This window comes from Streptomyces sp. ITFR-6 (assembly GCF_031844725.1).
Lineage (GTDB): Bacteria > Actinomycetota > Actinomycetes > Streptomycetales > Streptomycetaceae > Streptomyces.
This window is the reverse complement of sequence record NZ_CP134612.1, coordinates 2,120,977-2,138,375: the sequence shown is the minus strand read 5'-3', so window position 1 is coordinate 2,138,375 and position 17,399 is coordinate 2,120,977. Positions and strand designations below refer to the sequence as shown.

Below are 17,399 nucleotides of genomic sequence, written 5' to 3'. Positions count from 1 at the left end.
CTCTGTGAAACGCAAGTTCAATTTTCCGGGGAAGTTGCGAACCTGTACGGGCGGCCCCGCAACGGCCCGTAGCCACCGCCCCGCACGGGGGTCCGGACGGGGGCGCACCGAATCTCTAGTTGGGTTGGCGATGACGCCGGCCGGAGGGAAAGCGATGGGTAGGACACTCGCGGAGAAGGTTTGGGACGACCATGTCGTCCGGCGCGCCGAGGGCGAGCCCGACCTCCTCTTCATCGATCTGCACCTGCTGCACGAGGTGACCAGCCCGCAGGCCTTCGACGGTCTGCGGCAGGCCGGACGCCCGGTGCGGCGCCTCGACCTCACCATCGCCACCGAGGACCACAACACCCCGACCCTCGACATCGACAAGCCGATCGCGGACCCGGTCTCCCGCGCCCAGCTGGAGACCCTGCGCAAGAACTGCGCGGACTTCGGCGTCCGGCTGCACCCGCTGGGCGACGTCGAGCAGGGCGTCGTGCACGTGGTCGGCCCGCAGCTGGGACTGACCCAGCCCGGCACCACGGTCGTCTGTGGCGACTCCCACACCTCCACGCACGGCGCGTTCGGCGCGCTGGCGTTCGGTATCGGCACCAGCCAGGTCGAGCACGTGCTGGCCACCCAGACGCTGCCGCTGGCCCGCCCGAAGACGATGGCGATCACCGTCGAGGGTGAACTGCCCGACAGTGTCACCGCCAAGGACCTGATCCTCGCGATCATCGCCCGGATCGGCACCGGCGGCGGCCAGGGCTACATCCTCGAATACCGCGGCTCCGCCATCGAGAAGCTCTCGATGGAAGCCCGGATGACCATCTGCAACATGTCGATCGAGGCCGGAGCGCGGGCGGGCATGATCGCCCCCGACCGGACCACCTTCGACTACCTCCAGGGCCGCGACCACGCCCCGCAGGGCGAGGACTGGGACGCCGCGGTGGCGTACTGGGAGACGCTGCGCACCGACGACGACGCGGTGTTCGATGCCGAGGTCGTCATCGACGCCGCCGAACTGGCGCCGTTCGTCACCTGGGGCACCAACCCCGGCCAGGGCGCCCCGCTGTCGGCCAGCGTCCCCGACCCCGCTTCGTACGAGGACGCCTCGGAGCGCAACGCCGCCGAAAAGGCCCTGGAATACATGGGGTTGACCGCCGGGCAGCCGCTGCGCGAGATCAACGTGGACACCGTCTTCGTAGGTTCCTGCACCAACGGCCGGATCGAGGACCTGCGCAACGCGGCCGCCATCATGGACGGCCGCCAGGTCGCCGACGGGGTACGGATGCTGGTCGTCCCCGGTTCCGTGCGGGTCGCCCTGCAGGCCGTCGAGGAGGGCCTGGACAAGGTCTTCAAGGCCGCCGGCGCCGAATGGCGGCACGCGGGTTGCTCGATGTGCCTCGGTATGAACCCCGACCAGCTCGCCCCCGGTGAGCGCTCCGCCTCCACCTCGAACCGCAACTTCGAGGGCCGGCAGGGCAAGGGCGGCCGCACCCACCTGGTCTCCCCGCAGGTCGCCGCCGCCACCGCCGTGCTGGGCCATCTGGCCTCGCCGGCCGACCTGTCCGACGCCCGTACGCCCGCCGGAGTCTGAGAATCATGGAAGCCTTCACCGCACACACCGGCCGGGTCGTCCCGCTGCGCCGCAGCAACGTCGACACCGACCAGATCATCCCCGCCCACTGGCTGAAAAAGGTCACCCGGGACGGCTTCGAGGACGGGCTCTTCGAGGCCTGGCGCAAGGACGAGAACTTCGTCCTCAACCGCCCGGAGCGCAAGGGCGCCTCGGTCCTGGTGGCCGGCCCCGACTTCGGCACCGGCTCCTCCCGTGAACACGCCGTCTGGGCCCTGCAGAACTTCGGCTTCAAGGCTGTCGTCTCCTCCCGGTTCGCCGACATCTTCCGAGGCAACTCGCTGAAGAACGGGCTGTTGACCGTGGTCCTCGACCAGCAGGTCATCGACGCCCTGTGGGAGCTGACCGAGGCCGACCCGACCGCGGAGGTCACGGTCGACCTGGAGAAGCGCCAGGTGCTCGCCGAGGGCATCACTGCCGACTTCGAGCTCGACGAGAACGCCCGCTGGCGGCTGCTGAACGGGCTGGACGACATCAGCCTCACCCTGCAGAACGAACCGGACATCGCGGCCTACGAGGCGACCAGGCCGGCCCACAAGCCACGTACAATTCACGCCTGAGCAGCGCTTTTCCAGTACTGCGCCCCCTGCCTTCTGGTAGGGGGCGCAGTCGCTTGTTGAGACCCCGTCGGGCGACAACTCGCCCCAGATGGCACAATCGGTGCATGGAACGCGACAGCCAACTCAAGCTTTACGGCCAAGTCGCCGACCAATTGAAGGAAGCGCACTCACGAGTGCGTGCACTGCAAGTCCCGGAGAGCGTACGGATGGCGCTGTCCCGGAAGCTGCTGGTCGTCACGGCCGCGGCGAAGCACGATCTCCCAGACGCGGCAAGGCGTCTGGACCGGTTGATGAAGGACCTCGATGAGGGCCGATTCCCCGAAGGTGACTGACTCTGCGGAACTGCGCAGCGGTCGACTTCGTTGCGGCACTAGGGTGATTAGCCCGTTTCGTGTTTGATTTGCGGTATATATCTGCCTAACGTGCGAAAAAGGCTTGAACACTTTCGTTCTGGCTATGTCTCCGAAGGGGAAGACGTGAACAAGGCGCAGCTCGTAGAAGCGATTGCCGACAAGGTCGGCGGCCGACAGCAGGCCGCGGACGCCGTCGACGCGGTGCTCGACGCGATCGTCCGTGCGGTTGTCGCGGGTGACCGTGTTTCGGTCACCGGCTTCGGCTCGTTCGAGAAGGTCGACCGCCCGGCCCGCTACGCCCGCAACCCGCAGACGGGTGAGCGGGTACGGGTCAAGAAGACGTCCGTGCCCCGTTTCCGTGCGGGACAGGGCTTCAAGGACCTGGTGAGCGGCTCGAAGAAGCTCCCCAAGAACGATGTGGCCGTGAAGAAGGCGCCCAAGGGCAGCCTCTCGGGCGGTTCTTCCACCCGTACGACGGCCAAGGCGGCCGCCAAGAAGGCCACCGCGAAGAAGGCCACCGCCAAGAAGGCCGTGGCACCGGCGAAGAAGGCCACCGCCACCGCCAAGAAGGCGACCGCGAAGAAGACGTCCTCGGCGGCGAAGAAGACCACGGCGGCCGCGAAGAAGGCGACCCCCGCGGCGGCGAAGAAGACGACGACCGCCAAGAAGGCCGTCGCCAGCAAGACCGCGCCCGCCAAGAAGACCACGGCGAAGAAGGCGCCCGCGAAGAAGACCACCGCGCGCAAGACCACGGCCAAGAAGGCCACCGCACGGAAGAAGTGAGACCCAGCAGCACAGGGCTCATCACACGCGCCGGGCCGGGCTCCCCTCGGGGAGCCCGGCCCGCGGGCTGTTCAGGGTGCGGAGGCGGGCTCAGAAGGTCTGCAGCGTCACCAGGGTGATCCGCAGCCCGGCCCCCTCACCCCGGCCCTCGATCCGTACCCGCTGGCCCGGCCGCAGCAGCCGCAGGCCGCCGGCGTCGAAGGCCTGGGCGTCGAAATCCACCGGGGTGCCGTCGTCGAGCAGCACACTGCCGGTGCGGGTCTCGGGGTCGTACGTGTACGAGGTCGCCTGCATGAACGGCAGCCTATCGGTCCATCAAAGGGACCCCGGCGGCCCAGCGGCCCGCCGTGCGGGGGCCCACCCCGAGGGCGAGCGCCGCCCGCAGATCGTCGCCGGTGTCCACGTCCTGGCGGACCGAATCGATGCCGGAGAGCGTGATTTCCACGGCCCCGGAGGCGAGGTGCCGATCCCGGGACCGGCCACCGAAATCGGGGCGCAATTCCACTCCTGGCCCAGCGGACAAAAATGTTGTTCCGATTCCCGCCGCATCGGTCACAAATGCGCGCGGAAAAGCGGCCGAAAATTCGAGCACCCGGGCCAATTCCGGGTGGCGCAGTGCCGGCAGATCCGCGTTGAGCGCGGCGACCGCCGCTCCGGGCCGGGCCGCGCGCACCGCACGCTCACCGTGCGCGAGGGCCGCGTTGAGCCCGGCGGCGGGGGAGTCGGGCACGACGCGGGCGCCGAGGGCCGCCAGCGCGGCGCCCGCCGCCGCGTCGTCCGTGACTACCACCACATCCGCGACGGACCGGCAGGCCAGCGCGGCGTGCACGGTGTCCTGGGCGAAGGCCAGGGCCAGCCGGGGGCGCAACAGGGCGCCGGACGCGGGTACCAGCCTGCTCTTGGCCCGCGCCAGCGGCTTCAACGGGACGACCAGGGACCAGCGGCCGGTCGGGTCGGTGTTCGTGGCGGTCTCCCCCTCGATGCGCATCACCGCCTATTCTCGCCTGCCGGTGCGACAACCTGGAGGGTCGGTCCCGAAGGTGAGGCGTACGGTGTTCTCGACAGAGCAGGGGCCTGGGGCGAGACTTGACCGTCGGTAGTCAGTCAGTAGAGCTCCACAGTCAGGTCCGTAGAGAAGGGTGTCCGGGTGTCCCGCCGCAGAATCGGCTTCTGGTACCGCTTTGCTGCGGTCATCGCAAAACCGCCGCTGGTGGTTCTGTTCAAGCGCGACTGGCGAGGGATGGAACATATTCCGGCCGATGGCGGCTTTATAACTGCGGTCAATCACAACTCGTATCTGGACCCGCTTTCGTACGGGCACTTCCAGTACAACACCGGCCGGGTGCCGAGGCTCCTCGCGAAGGCGGGGCTCTTCAAGGCCCCCTTCGTCGGGATGATGCTGCGCGGCACCGGCCAGATCCCCGTGTACCGCGAGACCACCAACGCGCTGGACGCCTTCCGGGCCGCCGTCGACGCCATCGAGCGCGGTGAGTGCGTCGCCTTCTACCCGGAGGGCACCCTCACCCGCGACCCCGAGATGTGGCCGATGGGCGGCAAGACCGGCGCCGCCCGCGTCGCGTTGATGACCCGGGCCCCGGTCATCCCCGTCGCCCAGTGGGGCGCCAACCTGGCGATGCCGCCCTACGCCACGGACAAGAAGCTGCGGCTCTTCCCTCGCAAGACCCTCCAGGTCCAGGCCGGTCCGCCGGTCGACCTCTCCCGCTTCTACGACAAGGAGCCGACGCCCGACGTCCTGCGCGAGGCGACCGAGGTCATCATGCTCGCGATCACCGAGCAGCTGGCGGAGGTACGCGGGCTGCCGGCCCCCGCAGAGCTCTACGACCACCGAAAGGCCCGCGCGGAACAGCGGCGCAAGTCCGAACGAGAGGGACCCAAGTGACGCACCCCGTAAAAGCAGCCGTCTTCGGAACCGGCTCATGGGGTACGGCCTTCGGCGTGGTCCTGGCCGACGCGGGCTGCGAGGTCACCCTCTGGGGACGCCGCGCCGAGGTCGCCGAGACCATCAACACGACCCGTACCAACCCCGACTACCTGCCGGGCATCGAACTCCCCGCAGCGGTCCGGGCCACCACGGACGCGGCGCAGGCGCTGCGCGGCGCCGACTTCGCGGTGCTCGTCGTGCCCTCCCAGACGCTGCGCGCCAACCTCGCGGCCTGGGCCCCGCACCTGGAGTCCAAGACGGTCCTGGTCTCCATGATGAAGGGCGTCGAACTCGGCACCGCGAAGCTGATGAGCGAGGTCATCGAGGACGTCACCGGAGTCGGCGCGGACCGCATCGCCGTCATCACCGGGCCCAACCTCGCCAAGGAGATCGCGGAACGCCGCCCCGCCGCGGCCGTCGTCGCCTGCCAGGACGAATCGGTGGCCCGCCGCCTCCAGGCCGCCTGCCACACCTCGTACTTCCGTCCCTACACCAACACCGACGTGGTCGGCTGCGAGCTGGGCGGCGCCGTCAAGAACGTCATCGGGCTGGCCGTCGGCATCGCGGACGGCATGGGGCTGGGGGACAACGCCAAGGGCTCGCTCATCACCCGCGGCCTGGCCGAGACCACCCGGCTCGGCCACGCGATGGGCGCAGACCCGCTGACCTTCTCCGGACTGGCCGGCCTCGGGGACCTGGTGGCGACCTGCTCGTCGCCGCTCTCGCGCAACCACACCTTCGGCACCAACCTCGGCCGGGGCATGACGCTTCAGGAAACCATCGCCGTCACCAAGCAGACCGCGGAGGGCGTCAAGTCCTGCGAATCGGTGCTCGATCTGGCCCGCCGGCACGGTGTGGAGATGCCGCTGACCGAAACGGTCGTCGGCATCGTCCACGAGGGAAAGCCCCCGATGGTCGCCCTCAAGGAGCTCATGTCGCGCAGCGCCAAGGCCGAGCGGCACTGAGACCGGCACTCCTCCCCGGGCCGGGTTCACCCGCCGGGCGGCACCGGCGGCGCTGACTCGACCCGTACCAGCAGGTACGCTCATCGCGATATGAGCAGCGAGAACCTCCCCCAGAGCACGGAGCAGCAGCTCCGCAAGCCGCGTGTGGCCGTCGTGTTCGGCGGCCGCAGCTCCGAACACGGCATTTCGGTGGTCACGGCCGGTGCCGTCCTGAACGCCATCGACCGGACGAAGTACGACGTCCTGCCGATCGGCATCACGACGGACGGCCGCTGGGCGCTCACCGCCGACGAACCCGAACGCATGGCCATCACGGACCGGAAGATGCCGGACGTGGCCCAGCTCGCCGAGTCCGACGAGGGCGGCGTGGTGCTCTCCGTCGATCCCGGCAGCCGCGAAGTGGTCTACAGCGAACCCGGCGCGGTCCCCAAGGCGCTCGGAGAGGTCGACGTCGTCTTCCCCGTTCTGCACGGCCCCTACGGTGAGGACGGCACGCTCCAGGGCCTCCTGGAGCTCTCCGGGGTGCCCTACGTCGGCGCCGGAGTCCTCGCCTCCGCGGTCGGCCAGGACAAGGAGTACATGAAGCGCGTCTTCACCTCCTTCGGACTGCCCGTCGGCCCGTACGCCGTCGTCCGCCCCCGCGAGTGGGACCAGGACCCGCAGGCCGCCCGCAAGCGCATCGTGGAGTTCGCCGGTGACCACGGCTGGCCGCTCTTCGTGAAGCCGGCCAGGGCCGGTTCCTCGATCGGCATCACCAAGGTCGAGGACGCCTCCGGGCTGGACGAGGCGATCGAGGAGGCCCGGCGCCACGACCCCAAGTTCCTCGTCGAGTCACTGCTGCGCGGCCGCGAGATCGAGTGCGGGGTGCTGGAGTTCGAGGACGGGCCGCGCGCCAGCGCGCCGGCCGAGATCCCGCCGGTCACCTCGCACGACTTCTACGACTTCGAGGCCAAGTACATCGACGCGGCGCCCGGCATCGTGCCGGCCCCGCTCACGGAGGACCAGACCGCGGAGGTCCAGCGGCTCGCCGTCGAGGCCTTCGAAGCGGCGTCCTGCGAGGGGCTGGTGCGCGCCGACTTCTTCCTCACGGAGGACGGCGGCTTCGTCATCAACGAGATCAACACCCTGCCGGGCTTCACCCCGATCTCCATGTACCCGCGCATGTGGCAGGAGAGCGGCGTCGATTACCCGCAACTGGTCGACCGGCTCATCCAGGCGGCGCTGAACCGGCCGACCGGACTGCGCTGAGATTGAGCCGACGGCAGAGGGCGTGCGCTCCGCACCGGAGCGCACGCCCTACAGGCTGTCGGGGACGGTCTTCCTGACCGCGGGGGCGAAGGCCGCCAGCGGACTCGCGTCATGCGCGTACGCCGCCGACAACGTCACCTCGACGTACGCCTTGCGGAGCGTGGTCGTGAACCGGGGCCGGCCGTCATCCAGCTGCTCCAGCATCCAGTTGACGCCGTTCGCGTCGATCGCCTTCGACTGGGAGTCATCCATCTTCGCCGGGCGCGGGACACCGCAGCGCAGTACGATCTCCCCGTCCCCCCACCCGGCGGTCAGGTCAGAGCCGGACCCCGGGTCACTGCGCTCCTGACCGGCGACGGCACTCGGCAGCTCCTTGTGCAACGCACGGCAGTAGGCTGCGGCTTCCGGCGACGGGGTGGGAACCGTGACCGACGCCGAGGCATCTCCGGAGGAGCAGCCCGCCGCGGCCACGAGCACCAGGGCAGCGGACGGACCGAGGATCACAGGACGGGAAAGCCGGCGGCGGGAAGACGTCACCGGCCCAGCCTAGACGGGGGTTACAGGTGCACGACCGGGCAGGTCAGGGTTCTGGTGATGCCGTCCACCTGCTGGACCTTGGCGACCACCATGCGTCCGAGCTCATCGACCGTGTCGGCCTGGGCACGCACGATCACATCGTAGGGGCCGGTGACGTCCTCTGCCTGGATCACTCCCGGGACTCTGGCGATGGTCTGGGCGACTGTCGACGCCTTGCCCACCTCTGTCTGAATAAGGATGTACGCCTGTACCACGGAACCTCCAGGGCGGCCACGAGGATCATGTGGGGGAAAGGGACGCCACGGTATCGCGTTGCCCCGGGCCGCGGGGAGACCTGCGGGCCGGATGACGCCCACAGCGTGGCGTACAGAACACACAAGTTGACGTATCTCTTGACAGTACCGACAGCAGTGACGGCCCGCGACCGCAAGTCCAGCGGTGCGGACGGGGGACCCGCGTGCCCGTGACGACCAGGACGGGCCGCCCCCCGGGGCCGGTCCGCGGTCCGGACATCCGCAGGCCGCCGAAACAGGCCGGACGTCCGTCCGGCGCGACAGATGAGGGGTGAGACTCGGTGAAGGGAACCGTGGGCGAGTTGGGGGAGTTCGGGCTCATCAGAGAGCTGACGTCCCGGCTCACCACCACTCCGGCGGTACGGCTGGGACCCGGCGACGACGCCGCGGTCGTGGCCGCTCCCGACCGCAGGGTCGTGGCCAGTACCGACATCCTGCTGGAGGGACGGCACTTCCGGCGCGACTGGTCGACGGCGTACGACGTCGGCCGCAAGGCCGCAGCCCAGAACCTCGCCGACATCGCCGCCATGGGAGCCGTGCCCACCGCGCTGCTCCTCGGCCTCGTCGTCCCCGCCGAACTCCCGGTGACCTGGGCCGGGGAGCTCATGGACGGCATCCGCGACGAGTGCCAGGTCGCCGGGGCGGCCGTGGTCGGCGGCGATGTGGTGCGCGGCGACACCATCACCGTCGCGATCACCGCGCTCGGCGATCTGCGCAACCACGAACCCGTCACCAGGGCGGGCGCCCAGCCCGGTGACGTCGTCGCCGTCACCGGCTGGCTCGGCTGGTCCGCCGCCGGGTACGCCGTGCTCTCCCGGGGCTTCCGCTCGCCCCGCGCCTTCGTCGAGGCCCACCGGAGGCCCGAACCGCCGTACCACGCGGGCCCCGCGGCCGCCGGACTCGGCGCCACCGCGATGACCGACGTCAGCGACGGACTCGTCGCCGACCTCGGGCACATCGCGGAGGCCAGCAAGGTCCGCATCGACCTGCGCTCGGGCCGGATCGACATCCCGTCCCAGATGTCCGACATCGGACAGGCCGTCGGCGTGGACCCCCTCCAGTGGGTGCTCACCGGGGGAGAGGACCACGCGATCGTCGCGACGTTCCCGCCCGACGTGAAGCTGCCGGCCCGCTGGAAGGTGATCGGCGAGGTCCTCAACCCCTCCGCGCTGCCCCAGGTGACCGTCGACGGGGCGCCCTGGACCAGCAGAAACGGCTGGGACCACTTCGGGGACATCGAGGACGCCCAGTAGATTGCGGGCCATGCCCATATCTCCCGCCGTACCTCCCCGTGTGCTCACCGTCGCCGGATCCGACTCCGGCGGCGGTGCCGGCATCCAGGCAGACCTGAAGACGATGCTGGCGCTCGGCACGCACGGCATGAGCGTGCTGACCGCCGTCACCGCGCAGAACTCGCTGGGTGTGCAGGGCGCCTGGGAACTGCCCCCGGAAGCCGTTCGCGCCCAGTACCGCAGCGTGGTCGACGACATCGGGGTGAACGCCGTCAAGACCGGCATGCTGTCCTCCGCCGCCCTCGTCGAGACCGTCGCCGCGCTGATCGCCGGGACGGACGCCCCGGCGGTCGTGGACCCGGTGGGCGTCTCCAAGCACGGCGACCCACTGCTCGCCGCGGAGGCACTGGACTCGGTGCGCACGAAGCTGCTGCCCGTCGCGACCGTGGCGACCCCGAACCTCGACGAGGTGGCACAGATCACGGGTGTGAGGGTCACCGACGAGGCCGGGATGCGACGGGCCGCCGCCGAGCTGCTCGGCCTCGGACCCCGCTGGGTGGTGATCAAGGGCGGGCACCTGCCGGGCGATCCGGTGGACCTGCTGACCGACGGCTCAGAGGAGCACTGGCTGCGCGCCCCCCGCCACGACAACCGCCACACCCACGGCACGGGCTGCACCCTCGCCTCCGCGATCGCCTGCGGACTGGCCAGGGGCCAGGACGTGCCCACGGCGGTACGGGAAGCCAAGTCCTACGTGACCGGGGCGATCGCGGCGGGCTTCGCCCTGGGCGCGGGGATCGGCCCGGTCGACCACGGCTGGCAGCTGCGGAACCGGCTGACGCCCTCGGGAGGGTGCTGAAGATCTTCAGCACCCTCCCGAGGCCCGCACGGGCACAGCAAAAAGCCGGTCCACCGAAATGGACCGGCTTTTTGGGCAACCGGTAAGGCTGCGCTACGACGGGAACGTCAGCGCGCGACCTTGCCGGCCTTGATGCACGAGGTGCAGACGTTGAGCCGCTTCGGCGTCCGCCCGACCACGGCACGCACGCGCTGGATGTTGGGATTCCAGCGACGGGACGTACGGCGGTGCGAGTGCGAAATGCTGTTGCCGAAGCTCGGCCCCTTGCCGCAAACGTCGCAGTTGGCAGCCACGGGTCACTCCAAAACTTCAGATGCACTTACAGTGAATTCCGGCACGCCGGATTCAATGACTGAAGTGGCGGTACCGGGGGAATGTCCCGACTCTCGTCGGGCAACCGAAGCAGCATACAACGGCTGCGTCGGAGATACGAAACTACCATGGGATCCACAGCTGCCCGCCCCGCCCCTGACCCCGCCGGGGACCACCGGCCGGGGCTACCCTGCGGTGCAGCCCGCCGCCCCAGGCCCCGTTCCGAGGAGGACCATCAGGTGCCGCAGACCGCCGACGACCTGGACGCCGTCGCGGTGCGTACCTGGTGCTCACTGGCGCTGGACGCACTCGGCCGGGAGCGCGAGGCGATCGACGCGATCAACGTGTATCCCGTCGCCGACGGGGACACCGGCACCAACCTCTACCTGACCGCGGAATCCGCGGCGGCGGCCGTCGAGGCGGTGTTCACCGCCCATGAGACCGGTACCTCCGTACCCTCCACCGCCGACGCGGTACGCGCCATGGCGCACGGGGCGCTGATCGGCGCGCGGGGCAACTCCGGCACGATCCTGGCCCAGTTGCTGCGCGGCATGGCCGGGGTGCTGGCGGAATCGGCGGGCCCGGACCGACTGGGCCTCGCGCTGGAGCGGGCCGCCGCCTCGGCCCGTGAGGCGGTCGCCCACCCCGTCGAGGGCACGGTCCTGACGGTGGCCACCGCAGCTGCGGAAGCCGCGGGGCGCACCGGGGCCGGCGCCGGAGCGGGCGCGGTGGCGCGGGCGGCGTACGAGGGGGCGCGCATCGCTCTGGAGGCGACCCCCGGACAGCTCGCCGTGCTCGGCCGGGCCGGGGTCGTGGACGCCGGCGGGCGGGGACTGGTCGCGGTCCTCGGAGCACTGGTCGAGGCGGTCTCGGGCCGGGCACCGGAGCGGCTGGCCACCGGGCCCACCGCGCCGGCCGCGCCCGCCCCGTTCACCGCCGCCGGGGACTGCCCCGCGGCGGACGACCCCGAGGGCGGACCGGCCTTCGAGGTCATCTACCTGCTGGAGGCCGGGGACGAGGCCGTGGAGCGGCTGCGGGCCCGGCTCGACGCGCTCGGCGACTCGCTCGTGGTGGTGGGCGGCGACGGGCTCTGGAACGTCCATGTGCACGTCGACGACGCCGGTGCGGCGGTGGAGGCCGGGGTCGAGGCCGGACGCCCGTACCGCATCCGGATCACCCACTTCGCCGCGGACCGGCTGCACGCCCGCCCCGAACCCGCCCAGCGCGCCGTCGTCGTGGTCGTCCCGGGCGACGGCCTCGGCGGCCTGTGCGCGGAGGCCGGGGCGACGACGGTGCTGGCCCGCCCCGGGGAGCCGCCCGCCAGCGGCGAACTGGTCGACGCGATCCGCCGCGCCCACGCCCGAGAGGTGGTGCTCCTGCCCAACGACGCGGACCTGCGCCACACCGCCGCGGCCGCCGCCGAGCAGGCCCGCGCCGAGGGCATCCGGGTCGCCCTCATCCCCACCAGGGCCGCGGTCCAGGGCATCGCCGCGCTGGCCGTCCACGAGGCCGACCGCAGCTTCGACGAGGACGTGGTCGCGATGACGGCGGCCGCCGGCGCCACCCGGTACGCCGAACTGGCCGTCGCGGAGCGGCAGTCCTGGACCATGGCCGGGATCTGCCAGACCGGCGACATCCTGGGCCTCATCGACGGCGATGTCGCCGTCATCGGCCAGGACGTCCCGACCACGGCACGCAGCGTGCTGGACCGGATGCTGGCGGCCGGCGGCGAACTGGTCACCCTCGTCCTGGGCGAGGACATCCCCGACGCACTGGCCGCGACACTGGAGGAACACGTCCGCGAGGGCTACCTCGCGGTGGACACGGTGGTCTACCGGGGCGGCCACCAGTGCGCCCCGCTGCTGATCGGCGTCGAGTAGGGACCGGGGACTTCCGCCGCTCCGGTGGTGCCCGCCGGACAACTGTCAGTCGCGTGGTGTGCAATGGACCACGTGTCTGCGTTCGACGAACCCCTCAAGAAGCTGCTCGGTGGCGCCACCGCGAAGGTGATGGCCGACCACCTCGACCTGCACACGGTCGGTGATCTGCTGCACCACTACCCGCGGCGGTACGAGGAGCGCGGCCGGCTCACGGCGCTGACAGACCTCCCGCTGGACGAGCACGTCACGGTCGTCGCCCAGGTCGCGGACGCCCGCGTGATGACGTTCAACGGCGGCCGGGGCAAGCGCCTCGAAGTGACCCTCACCGACGGCCACGGACGGCTCCAGCTGGTCTTCTTCGGCCACGGCGTCCACAAGCCGCACAAGGAGCTGCTGCCGGGCCGGCGCGCCATGTTCGCCGGCAAGGTCGCCGTCTTCAACCGCAAGATGCAGCTGGCCCACCCCACCTACCAGCTGCTCGACGCCGAACTCACCGACGAGGCCGGGGCGACCGAGGCCGTGGACGCCTTCGCCGGCAAGCTGCTCCCGATCTACCCGGCCTGCAAGCAGCTCGACTCCTGGCGGATCGCCAAGGCGGTCGACGCCGTGCTGCCCAGCGCCCAGGAGGCCGTCGACCCGCTGCCGCCCGCACTGCGCGAGGGCCGCGGCTTCACCGCGCTGCCCGAGGCGCTGCTGAAGATCCACCGCCCGCACACCAAGGCCGACGTCGCGGCGGCCAGGGACCGGCTCAAGTGGGACGAGGCCTTCGTCCTCCAGGTCGCGCTGGCCCGCCGCAGGTACGCGGACACCCAGCTGCCGGCCGTCGCCCGCAGACCCGTCCCCGGCGGGCTGCTCGACGCCTTCGACGCCACGCTCCCCTTCACCCTCACCGACGGCCAGCTCAAGGTCTCCAAGGAGATCTTCGACGACGTGGCGACCGAGCACCCGATGCACCGGCTGCTCCAGGGCGAGGTGGGTTCGGGAAAGACCATGGTGGCCCTGCGCGCCATGCTCGCGACGGTCGACGCGGGCGGTCAGGCCGCCATGCTCGCGCCCACCGAGGTCCTCGCCCAGCAGCACCACCGCTCCATCACCGAGATGATGGGCGAGCTGGCCGAAGGAGGCATGCTCGGCGGGGCGGACCAGGGCACCAAAGTGGTCCTGCTCACCGGTTCCATGGGCGTGCCCGCCCGCCGGCAGGCGCTCCTGGACCTGGTCACCGGCGAGGCCGGCATCGTCATCGGCACCCACGCGCTGATCGAGGACAAGGTGAAGTTCCACGAACTGGGGCTGGTCGTCGTCGACGAGCAGCACCGCTTCGGGGTCGAGCAGCGCGACGCCCTCCGGTCCAAGGCGCAGTCCCAGGGGGAGAAGAGGTCGCCGCATCTGCTCGTCATGACCGCCACCCCCATTCCCCGTACCGTCGCCATGACCGTCTTCGGTGACCTGGAGACCTCCGTCCTGGACCAGCTGCCGGCCGGCCGTTCCCCGATCGCCAGCCATGTCGTCCCCGCCAAGGACAAGCCGCACTTTCTCAGCCGCGCCTGGGAACGGGTCCGCGAAGAGGTGGAGAACGGGCACCAGGCCTACGTGGTCTGCCCCCGGATCGGTGACGACGAGGACGAGTCGGCCGGCAAGAAGGGGAAGAAGACGGCCGAGGCGGAGGCGGACAGACGCCCGCCGCTCGCCGTTCTGGAGATCGCGGAGCAGCTCGCCAAGGGGCCGCTGACGGGCCTGCGCATCGAGGTGCTGCACGGCAGGATGCACCCCGACGAGAAGGACGACGTGATGCGGCGCTTCGCCGCGGGCCGGGTCGACGTCCTGGTGGCGACCACGGTCATCGAGGTCGGGGTCAACGTCCCCAACGCCACCGCGATGGTGATCATGGACGCCGACCGGTTCGGTGTCTCCCAGCTCCACCAGCTGCGCGGCCGGGTCGGCCGCGGCTCCGCCCCCGGACTCTGCCTGCTGGTCAGCGAGGCCCACGAGGCGAGCCCCGCCCGCGCCCGGCTCTCCGCCGTCGCCTCCACCCTCGACGGCTTCGAGCTGTCCCGGATCGACCTGGAAGAGCGCCGCGAGGGCGATGTCCTCGGCCAGGCCCAGTCCGGGGTCCGCTCCTCGCTGCGGGTCCTCAGCGTCATCGACGACGAGGAGGTCATCGCCGCCGCCCGCGCGGAGGCCGTCGAGACCGTCGCCGCCGACCCGGAGCTGGAGCACCTGCCCGAGCTGCGCCTGGTGCTGGACGCGCTGCTCGACAAGGACCGGGAGGAGTACCTCGACAAGGGGTGACGCGCCCCGGCCGCGCCGACGCCATATCGTGGGTGGTACGGCGCCCGCAGCACCCTGCGCGCCGCCCCGACCCGAGGATCAGACACCCATGACCCGCGTGATCGCCGGCTCGGCCGGCGGACGCCGCCTGGCCGTCCCGCCCGGTACCGGCACCCGCCCCACCTCCGACCGCGCGCGCGAGGGCCTGTTCTCCACCTGGCAGGCGCTCCTCGGCACCCTCGACGGCATCCGGATCGCCGATCTGTACGCGGGCTCCGGCGCCGTCGGCCTCGAAGCGCTCTCCCGGGGCGCGGTCCACGCCCTGCTCGTCGAGGCCGACGCCAAGGCCGTCCGGACCGTCCGGGACAACGTCCGCACCCTGGGCCTGCCCGGCGCGGAGGTCCGTACCGGCAAAGCCGAGCAGATCGTGACAGGACCGGCGCCCGCGGACCCGTACGACGTGGTGTTCCTCGACCCTCCGTACGCCGTCACCGACGACGATCTTGGCGAGATACTGCTCACACTCCGTGCGCAGGGGTGGCTCTCGGCCGATGCGCTCGTCACCGTGGAGCGCAGCACCAGAGGCGGAGAATTCAGCTGGCCCAAGGGATACGAGCCATTGCGGGCCCGTCGCTACGGCGAGGGAACGCTTTGGTACGGTCGCGCCGCCGCTACGTACGAAGACGCACGATGACCGGACCGGAGAGCGAGGGAATCAAGTTGCGCCGCGCCGTCTGCCCGGGGTCGTTCGACCCCATCACCAACGGACATCTCGACATCATCGGCCGCGCCTCGAAGCTGTACGACGTCGTACATGTCGCGGTGATGATCAACCAGTCGAAGAAGGGTCTGTTCACGGTCGACGAGCGGATCGACATGATCCGCCAGGTCACCGAGGACTTCGGCAACGTGCAGGTCGAGGCCTTCCACGGACTGCTGGTCGACTTCTGCAAGGAGCGCGACATCCCGGCGATCGTGAAGGGCCTGCGGGCCGTCAGCGACTTCGACTACGAACTCCAGATGGCTCAGATGAACAACGGGCTCTCGGGCGTGGAGACGCTCTTCGTGCCGACCAATCCGACCTACAGCTTCCTGTCGTCCTCGCTGGTCAAGGAGGTGGCGACCTGGGGCGGCGACGTCTCGCACCTGCTGCCCCCGCTGGTCCGCGAGGCCCTGACCGAGCGCCTCGCCCAGCGCTGAGGCACTGACAGCCCGTCACCAGGTGTCGGGCGGGCGCCGACTGGCCGTACAGTCGTCCCGTCCGTCTCCAATCGGCAGTAGAGAGTGGCGAGCACACGGTGGACGTGCAGAAGAAGCTCGACGAGATCGTCGAAGCGGTCGGGAGCGCCCGGTCGATGCCCATGTCGGCGTCCTGCGTGGTCAACCGCGCCGATCTGCTCGCGATGCTCGAAGAGGTGCGCGAGGCCCTGCCGGGCTCCCTCGCACAGGCCGCCGAGCTGATCGGCGGCCATGAGCAGCTGGTCGAGCAGGCCCGCCGGGAAGCGGGGCGGATCATCGAGACCGCCCACGCCGAGCGCGGCTCGCTGATCTCGGACACCGAGATCGCCCGGCGGTCCCAGGCGGAGGCCGACCGGATCCTCGGTGAGGCCCGCAAGGAGGCCGACGAGATCCGCGCGGAGGCCGACGAGTACGTCGACAGCAAGCTCGCCAACTTCGAGGTCGTCCTCACCAAGACCATCGGCTCCGTCGACCGGGGCCGCGAGAAGCTGCTCGGCCGGGGCCAGGGCTTCGACGAGCAGGGCTACGAGGACCCGGACTTCGCCGAGGCCCCCGAGCGCAGCGCCGACCCGGCCACGCTCCAGCGCCGGGCCGACGAGTACGTGGACACCAAGCTCGGCGCCTTCGAGGCGGTGCTCGCCAAGACCCTGGAGGCGGTGGGCCGGGGCCGGCAGAAGCTGCACGGCCGGGTCGCCACCGACGACCTCGGCGCGCACATGGCCGCCCAGGACGCCGCGGGCGGCCAGGGCCGCACCAGTGACGAGGACCACTGGGCGGGGCTGGCCGAGATCGCCACCCCGCAGGTGCCCCAGCAGGCCGATCCGCAGTACCCCGTGCAGCAGGAGCCGCAGTACGCGCAGACGTACGCGTACCAGGACCAGCCCCAGCAGGACGTGTACGGCTACCAGCAGCAGCCGAACCCCTACGCCGGCTACCAGCAGCAGGGCTACGACCAGAACCAGGGCCAGGTCCCGCCACCCGCCCAGGGCTACGATGCCTGGCAGCAGCAGCCCGTCCAGGCCCAGCAGCCCCTTCAGCAGCACGGTGAGGGCGCGCTGGACGAGACCAGCCTGTTCGACACCAGCATGATCGATCTGGACCAGCTGCGCCGGTACGAACAGGAGCGCTGACCGGCCGGGAACCGGCGCGGGGCCGCTGTCCTGCGCCGGACCAAGGCCGGATTGGGAGCTGGGCGGCACGTCAAGTATCCTGGTTCTTCGGTCGCGCGTATGTCCGCGATCCTGGCTGCCCGCTTCGACTCCGGAGTCGGTCGGCCCCTCCCCACCACGCGTGATGCGCATGATTCGAAA

The 17,399-nt window shown here is 70.8% G+C and carries 19 protein-coding genes; 14 read left to right on the top strand and 5 right to left on the bottom strand.

The window, feature by feature from the left end; genetic code table 11:
* The first annotated feature begins 154 nt into the window (after nt 1–154).
* The 4 genes from leuC (at nt 155) to RLT59_RS09445 (ending at nt 3,314) form a co-directional block, all read left to right on the top strand.
* Nucleotides 155–1,579, top strand: a complete 1,425-nt coding sequence (gene leuC / locus RLT59_RS09460; protein ID WP_311302990.1) for a 3-isopropylmalate dehydratase large subunit — start codon at nt 155–157, stop codon at nt 1,577–1,579.
* Between the two features lie 5 nt (nt 1,580–1,584).
* A complete protein-coding gene (gene leuD, locus RLT59_RS09455; RefSeq protein WP_311302989.1) occupies nt 1,585–2,178 on the top strand; it encodes a 3-isopropylmalate dehydratase small subunit in 594 nt (197 codons plus the stop codon).
* 104 nt (nt 2,179–2,282) lie between these two features.
* Nucleotides 2,283–2,510: an SCO5555 family protein gene (locus RLT59_RS09450; protein WP_024490260.1), complete on the top strand. Its 228-nt coding sequence runs from the start codon at nt 2,283–2,285 to the stop codon at nt 2,508–2,510.
* 144 nt (nt 2,511–2,654) lie between these two features.
* On the top strand, nt 2,655–3,314 hold the full coding sequence (locus RLT59_RS09445; RefSeq protein WP_311302988.1) for an HU family DNA-binding protein: 660 nt from the start codon (nt 2,655–2,657) through the stop codon (nt 3,312–3,314).
* A gap of 90 nt (nt 3,315–3,404) precedes the next feature.
* On the opposite strand, the gene RLT59_RS09440 is transcribed toward RLT59_RS09445, so the two are convergent.
* Both RLT59_RS09440 and cofC read right to left on the bottom strand, forming a co-directional pair.
* On the bottom strand, nt 3,405–3,608 hold the full coding sequence (locus RLT59_RS09440) for a hypothetical protein (RefSeq protein WP_024490262.1): 204 nt from the start codon (nt 3,606–3,608) through the stop codon (nt 3,405–3,407).
* Nucleotides 3,609–3,618: 10 nt separating this feature from the next.
* Complete coding sequence (gene cofC / locus RLT59_RS09435) at nt 3,619–4,302, bottom strand: 2-phospho-L-lactate guanylyltransferase (RefSeq protein WP_311302987.1); 684 nt, start codon at nt 4,300–4,302, stop codon at nt 3,619–3,621.
* A 159-nt stretch (nt 4,303–4,461) separates the two neighbouring features.
* Here cofC and RLT59_RS09430 point away from each other — a divergent pair, with 159 nt between their 5' ends.
* From RLT59_RS09430 to RLT59_RS09420, 3 genes are all read left to right on the top strand, one after another.
* On the top strand, nt 4,462–5,214 hold the full coding sequence (locus RLT59_RS09430; protein WP_311302986.1) for a lysophospholipid acyltransferase family protein: 753 nt from the start codon (nt 4,462–4,464) through the stop codon (nt 5,212–5,214).
* Nucleotides 5,211–6,221, top strand: coding sequence for an NAD(P)H-dependent glycerol-3-phosphate dehydrogenase (locus RLT59_RS09425; RefSeq protein WP_311302985.1), 1,011 nt, complete (start codon nt 5,211–5,213; stop codon nt 6,219–6,221). The genes RLT59_RS09430 and RLT59_RS09425 overlap by 4 nt, the downstream gene beginning before the upstream one ends.
* 90 nt (nt 6,222–6,311) lie before the next feature.
* Complete coding sequence (locus tag RLT59_RS09420) at nt 6,312–7,469, top strand: D-alanine--D-alanine ligase family protein (RefSeq protein WP_311302984.1); 1,158 nt, start codon at nt 6,312–6,314, stop codon at nt 7,467–7,469.
* A 48-nt stretch (nt 7,470–7,517) separates the two neighbouring features.
* Here the strand turns inward: RLT59_RS09420 and RLT59_RS09415 are convergent, their stop codons facing one another.
* Both RLT59_RS09415 and RLT59_RS09410 read right to left on the bottom strand, forming a co-directional pair.
* A complete protein-coding gene (locus RLT59_RS09415; RefSeq protein WP_311302983.1) occupies nt 7,518–8,006 on the bottom strand; it encodes a DUF3515 domain-containing protein in 489 nt (162 codons plus the stop codon).
* Between the two features lie 20 nt (nt 8,007–8,026).
* Nucleotides 8,027–8,260 (bottom strand): Lrp/AsnC family transcriptional regulator, encoded by a 234-nt coding sequence (locus RLT59_RS09410; protein WP_311302982.1) that lies wholly within the window; start codon nt 8,258–8,260, stop codon nt 8,027–8,029.
* 320 nt (nt 8,261–8,580) lie between these two features.
* On the opposite strand from RLT59_RS09410, the gene RLT59_RS09405 reads away from it, so the two are divergent.
* Nucleotides 8,581–9,552 carry a thiamine-phosphate kinase gene (locus RLT59_RS09405; protein ID WP_311302981.1) on the top strand — a complete coding sequence of 324 codons (972 nt, stop codon included), beginning with the start codon at nt 8,581–8,583 and terminating at the stop codon, nt 9,550–9,552.
* Between the two features lie 10 nt (nt 9,553–9,562).
* Entirely contained in the window at nt 9,563–10,390 is an 828-nt protein-coding gene (gene thiD, locus RLT59_RS09400; RefSeq protein WP_311302980.1) for a bifunctional hydroxymethylpyrimidine kinase/phosphomethylpyrimidine kinase, read from the top strand.
* 107 nt (nt 10,391–10,497) lie between these two features.
* On the opposite strand, the gene rpmB is transcribed toward thiD, so the two are convergent.
* Complete coding sequence (gene rpmB / locus RLT59_RS09395) at nt 10,498–10,683, bottom strand: 50S ribosomal protein L28 (RefSeq protein WP_003965989.1); 186 nt, start codon at nt 10,681–10,683, stop codon at nt 10,498–10,500.
* A 258-nt stretch (nt 10,684–10,941) separates the two neighbouring features.
* On the opposite strand from rpmB, the gene RLT59_RS09390 reads away from it, so the two are divergent.
* From RLT59_RS09390 to RLT59_RS09370, 5 genes are all read left to right on the top strand, one after another.
* Nucleotides 10,942–12,582: a fatty acid kinase ATP-binding subunit FakA gene (locus RLT59_RS09390; protein WP_311302979.1), complete on the top strand. Its 1,641-nt coding sequence runs from the start codon at nt 10,942–10,944 to the stop codon at nt 12,580–12,582.
* A gap of 63 nt (nt 12,583–12,645) precedes the next feature.
* Nucleotides 12,646–14,871: an ATP-dependent DNA helicase RecG gene (recG, locus tag RLT59_RS09385; protein ID WP_311302978.1), complete on the top strand. Its 2,226-nt coding sequence runs from the start codon at nt 12,646–12,648 to the stop codon at nt 14,869–14,871.
* 88 nt (nt 14,872–14,959) lie between these two features.
* Nucleotides 14,960–15,544, top strand: a complete 585-nt coding sequence (gene rsmD, locus RLT59_RS09380) for a 16S rRNA (guanine(966)-N(2))-methyltransferase RsmD (RefSeq protein ID WP_311302977.1) — start codon at nt 14,960–14,962, stop codon at nt 15,542–15,544.
* A gap of 26 nt (nt 15,545–15,570) precedes the next feature.
* Complete coding sequence (coaD, locus tag RLT59_RS09375; protein ID WP_311307664.1) at nt 15,571–16,050, top strand: pantetheine-phosphate adenylyltransferase; 480 nt, start codon at nt 15,571–15,573, stop codon at nt 16,048–16,050.
* A gap of 98 nt (nt 16,051–16,148) precedes the next feature.
* The gene (locus tag RLT59_RS09370; protein ID WP_311302976.1) at nt 16,149–17,219 is read left to right on the top strand and encodes a cell division initiation protein; all 1,071 of its coding nucleotides are present in this window, start codon (nt 16,149–16,151) and stop codon (nt 17,217–17,219) included.
* The last annotated feature ends 180 nt before the right edge of the window (nt 17,220–17,399 follow it).

Coding starts and splice junctions, on each gene's coding strand:
- thiD (WP_311302980.1), top strand. CDS start 9,563: ATGCCCATATCTCCCGCCGTACCTCCCCGTGTGCTCACCGTCGCCGGA.
- cofC (WP_311302987.1), bottom strand. CDS start 4,302: ATGCGCATCGAGGGGGAGACCGCCACGAACACCGACCCGACCGGCCGC.
- rsmD (WP_311302977.1), top strand. CDS start 14,960: ATGACCCGCGTGATCGCCGGCTCGGCCGGCGGACGCCGCCTGGCCGTC.
- RLT59_RS09450 (WP_024490260.1), top strand. CDS start 2,283: ATGGAACGCGACAGCCAACTCAAGCTTTACGGCCAAGTCGCCGACCAA.
- recG (WP_311302978.1), top strand. CDS start 12,646: ATGGACCACGTGTCTGCGTTCGACGAACCCCTCAAGAAGCTGCTCGGT.
- RLT59_RS09440 (WP_024490262.1), bottom strand. CDS start 3,608: ATGCAGGCGACCTCGTACACGTACGACCCCGAGACCCGCACCGGCAGT.
- RLT59_RS09420 (WP_311302984.1), top strand. CDS start 6,312: ATGAGCAGCGAGAACCTCCCCCAGAGCACGGAGCAGCAGCTCCGCAAG.
- leuD (WP_311302989.1), top strand. CDS start 1,585: ATGGAAGCCTTCACCGCACACACCGGCCGGGTCGTCCCGCTGCGCCGC.
- leuC (WP_311302990.1), top strand. CDS start 155: ATGGGTAGGACACTCGCGGAGAAGGTTTGGGACGACCATGTCGTCCGG.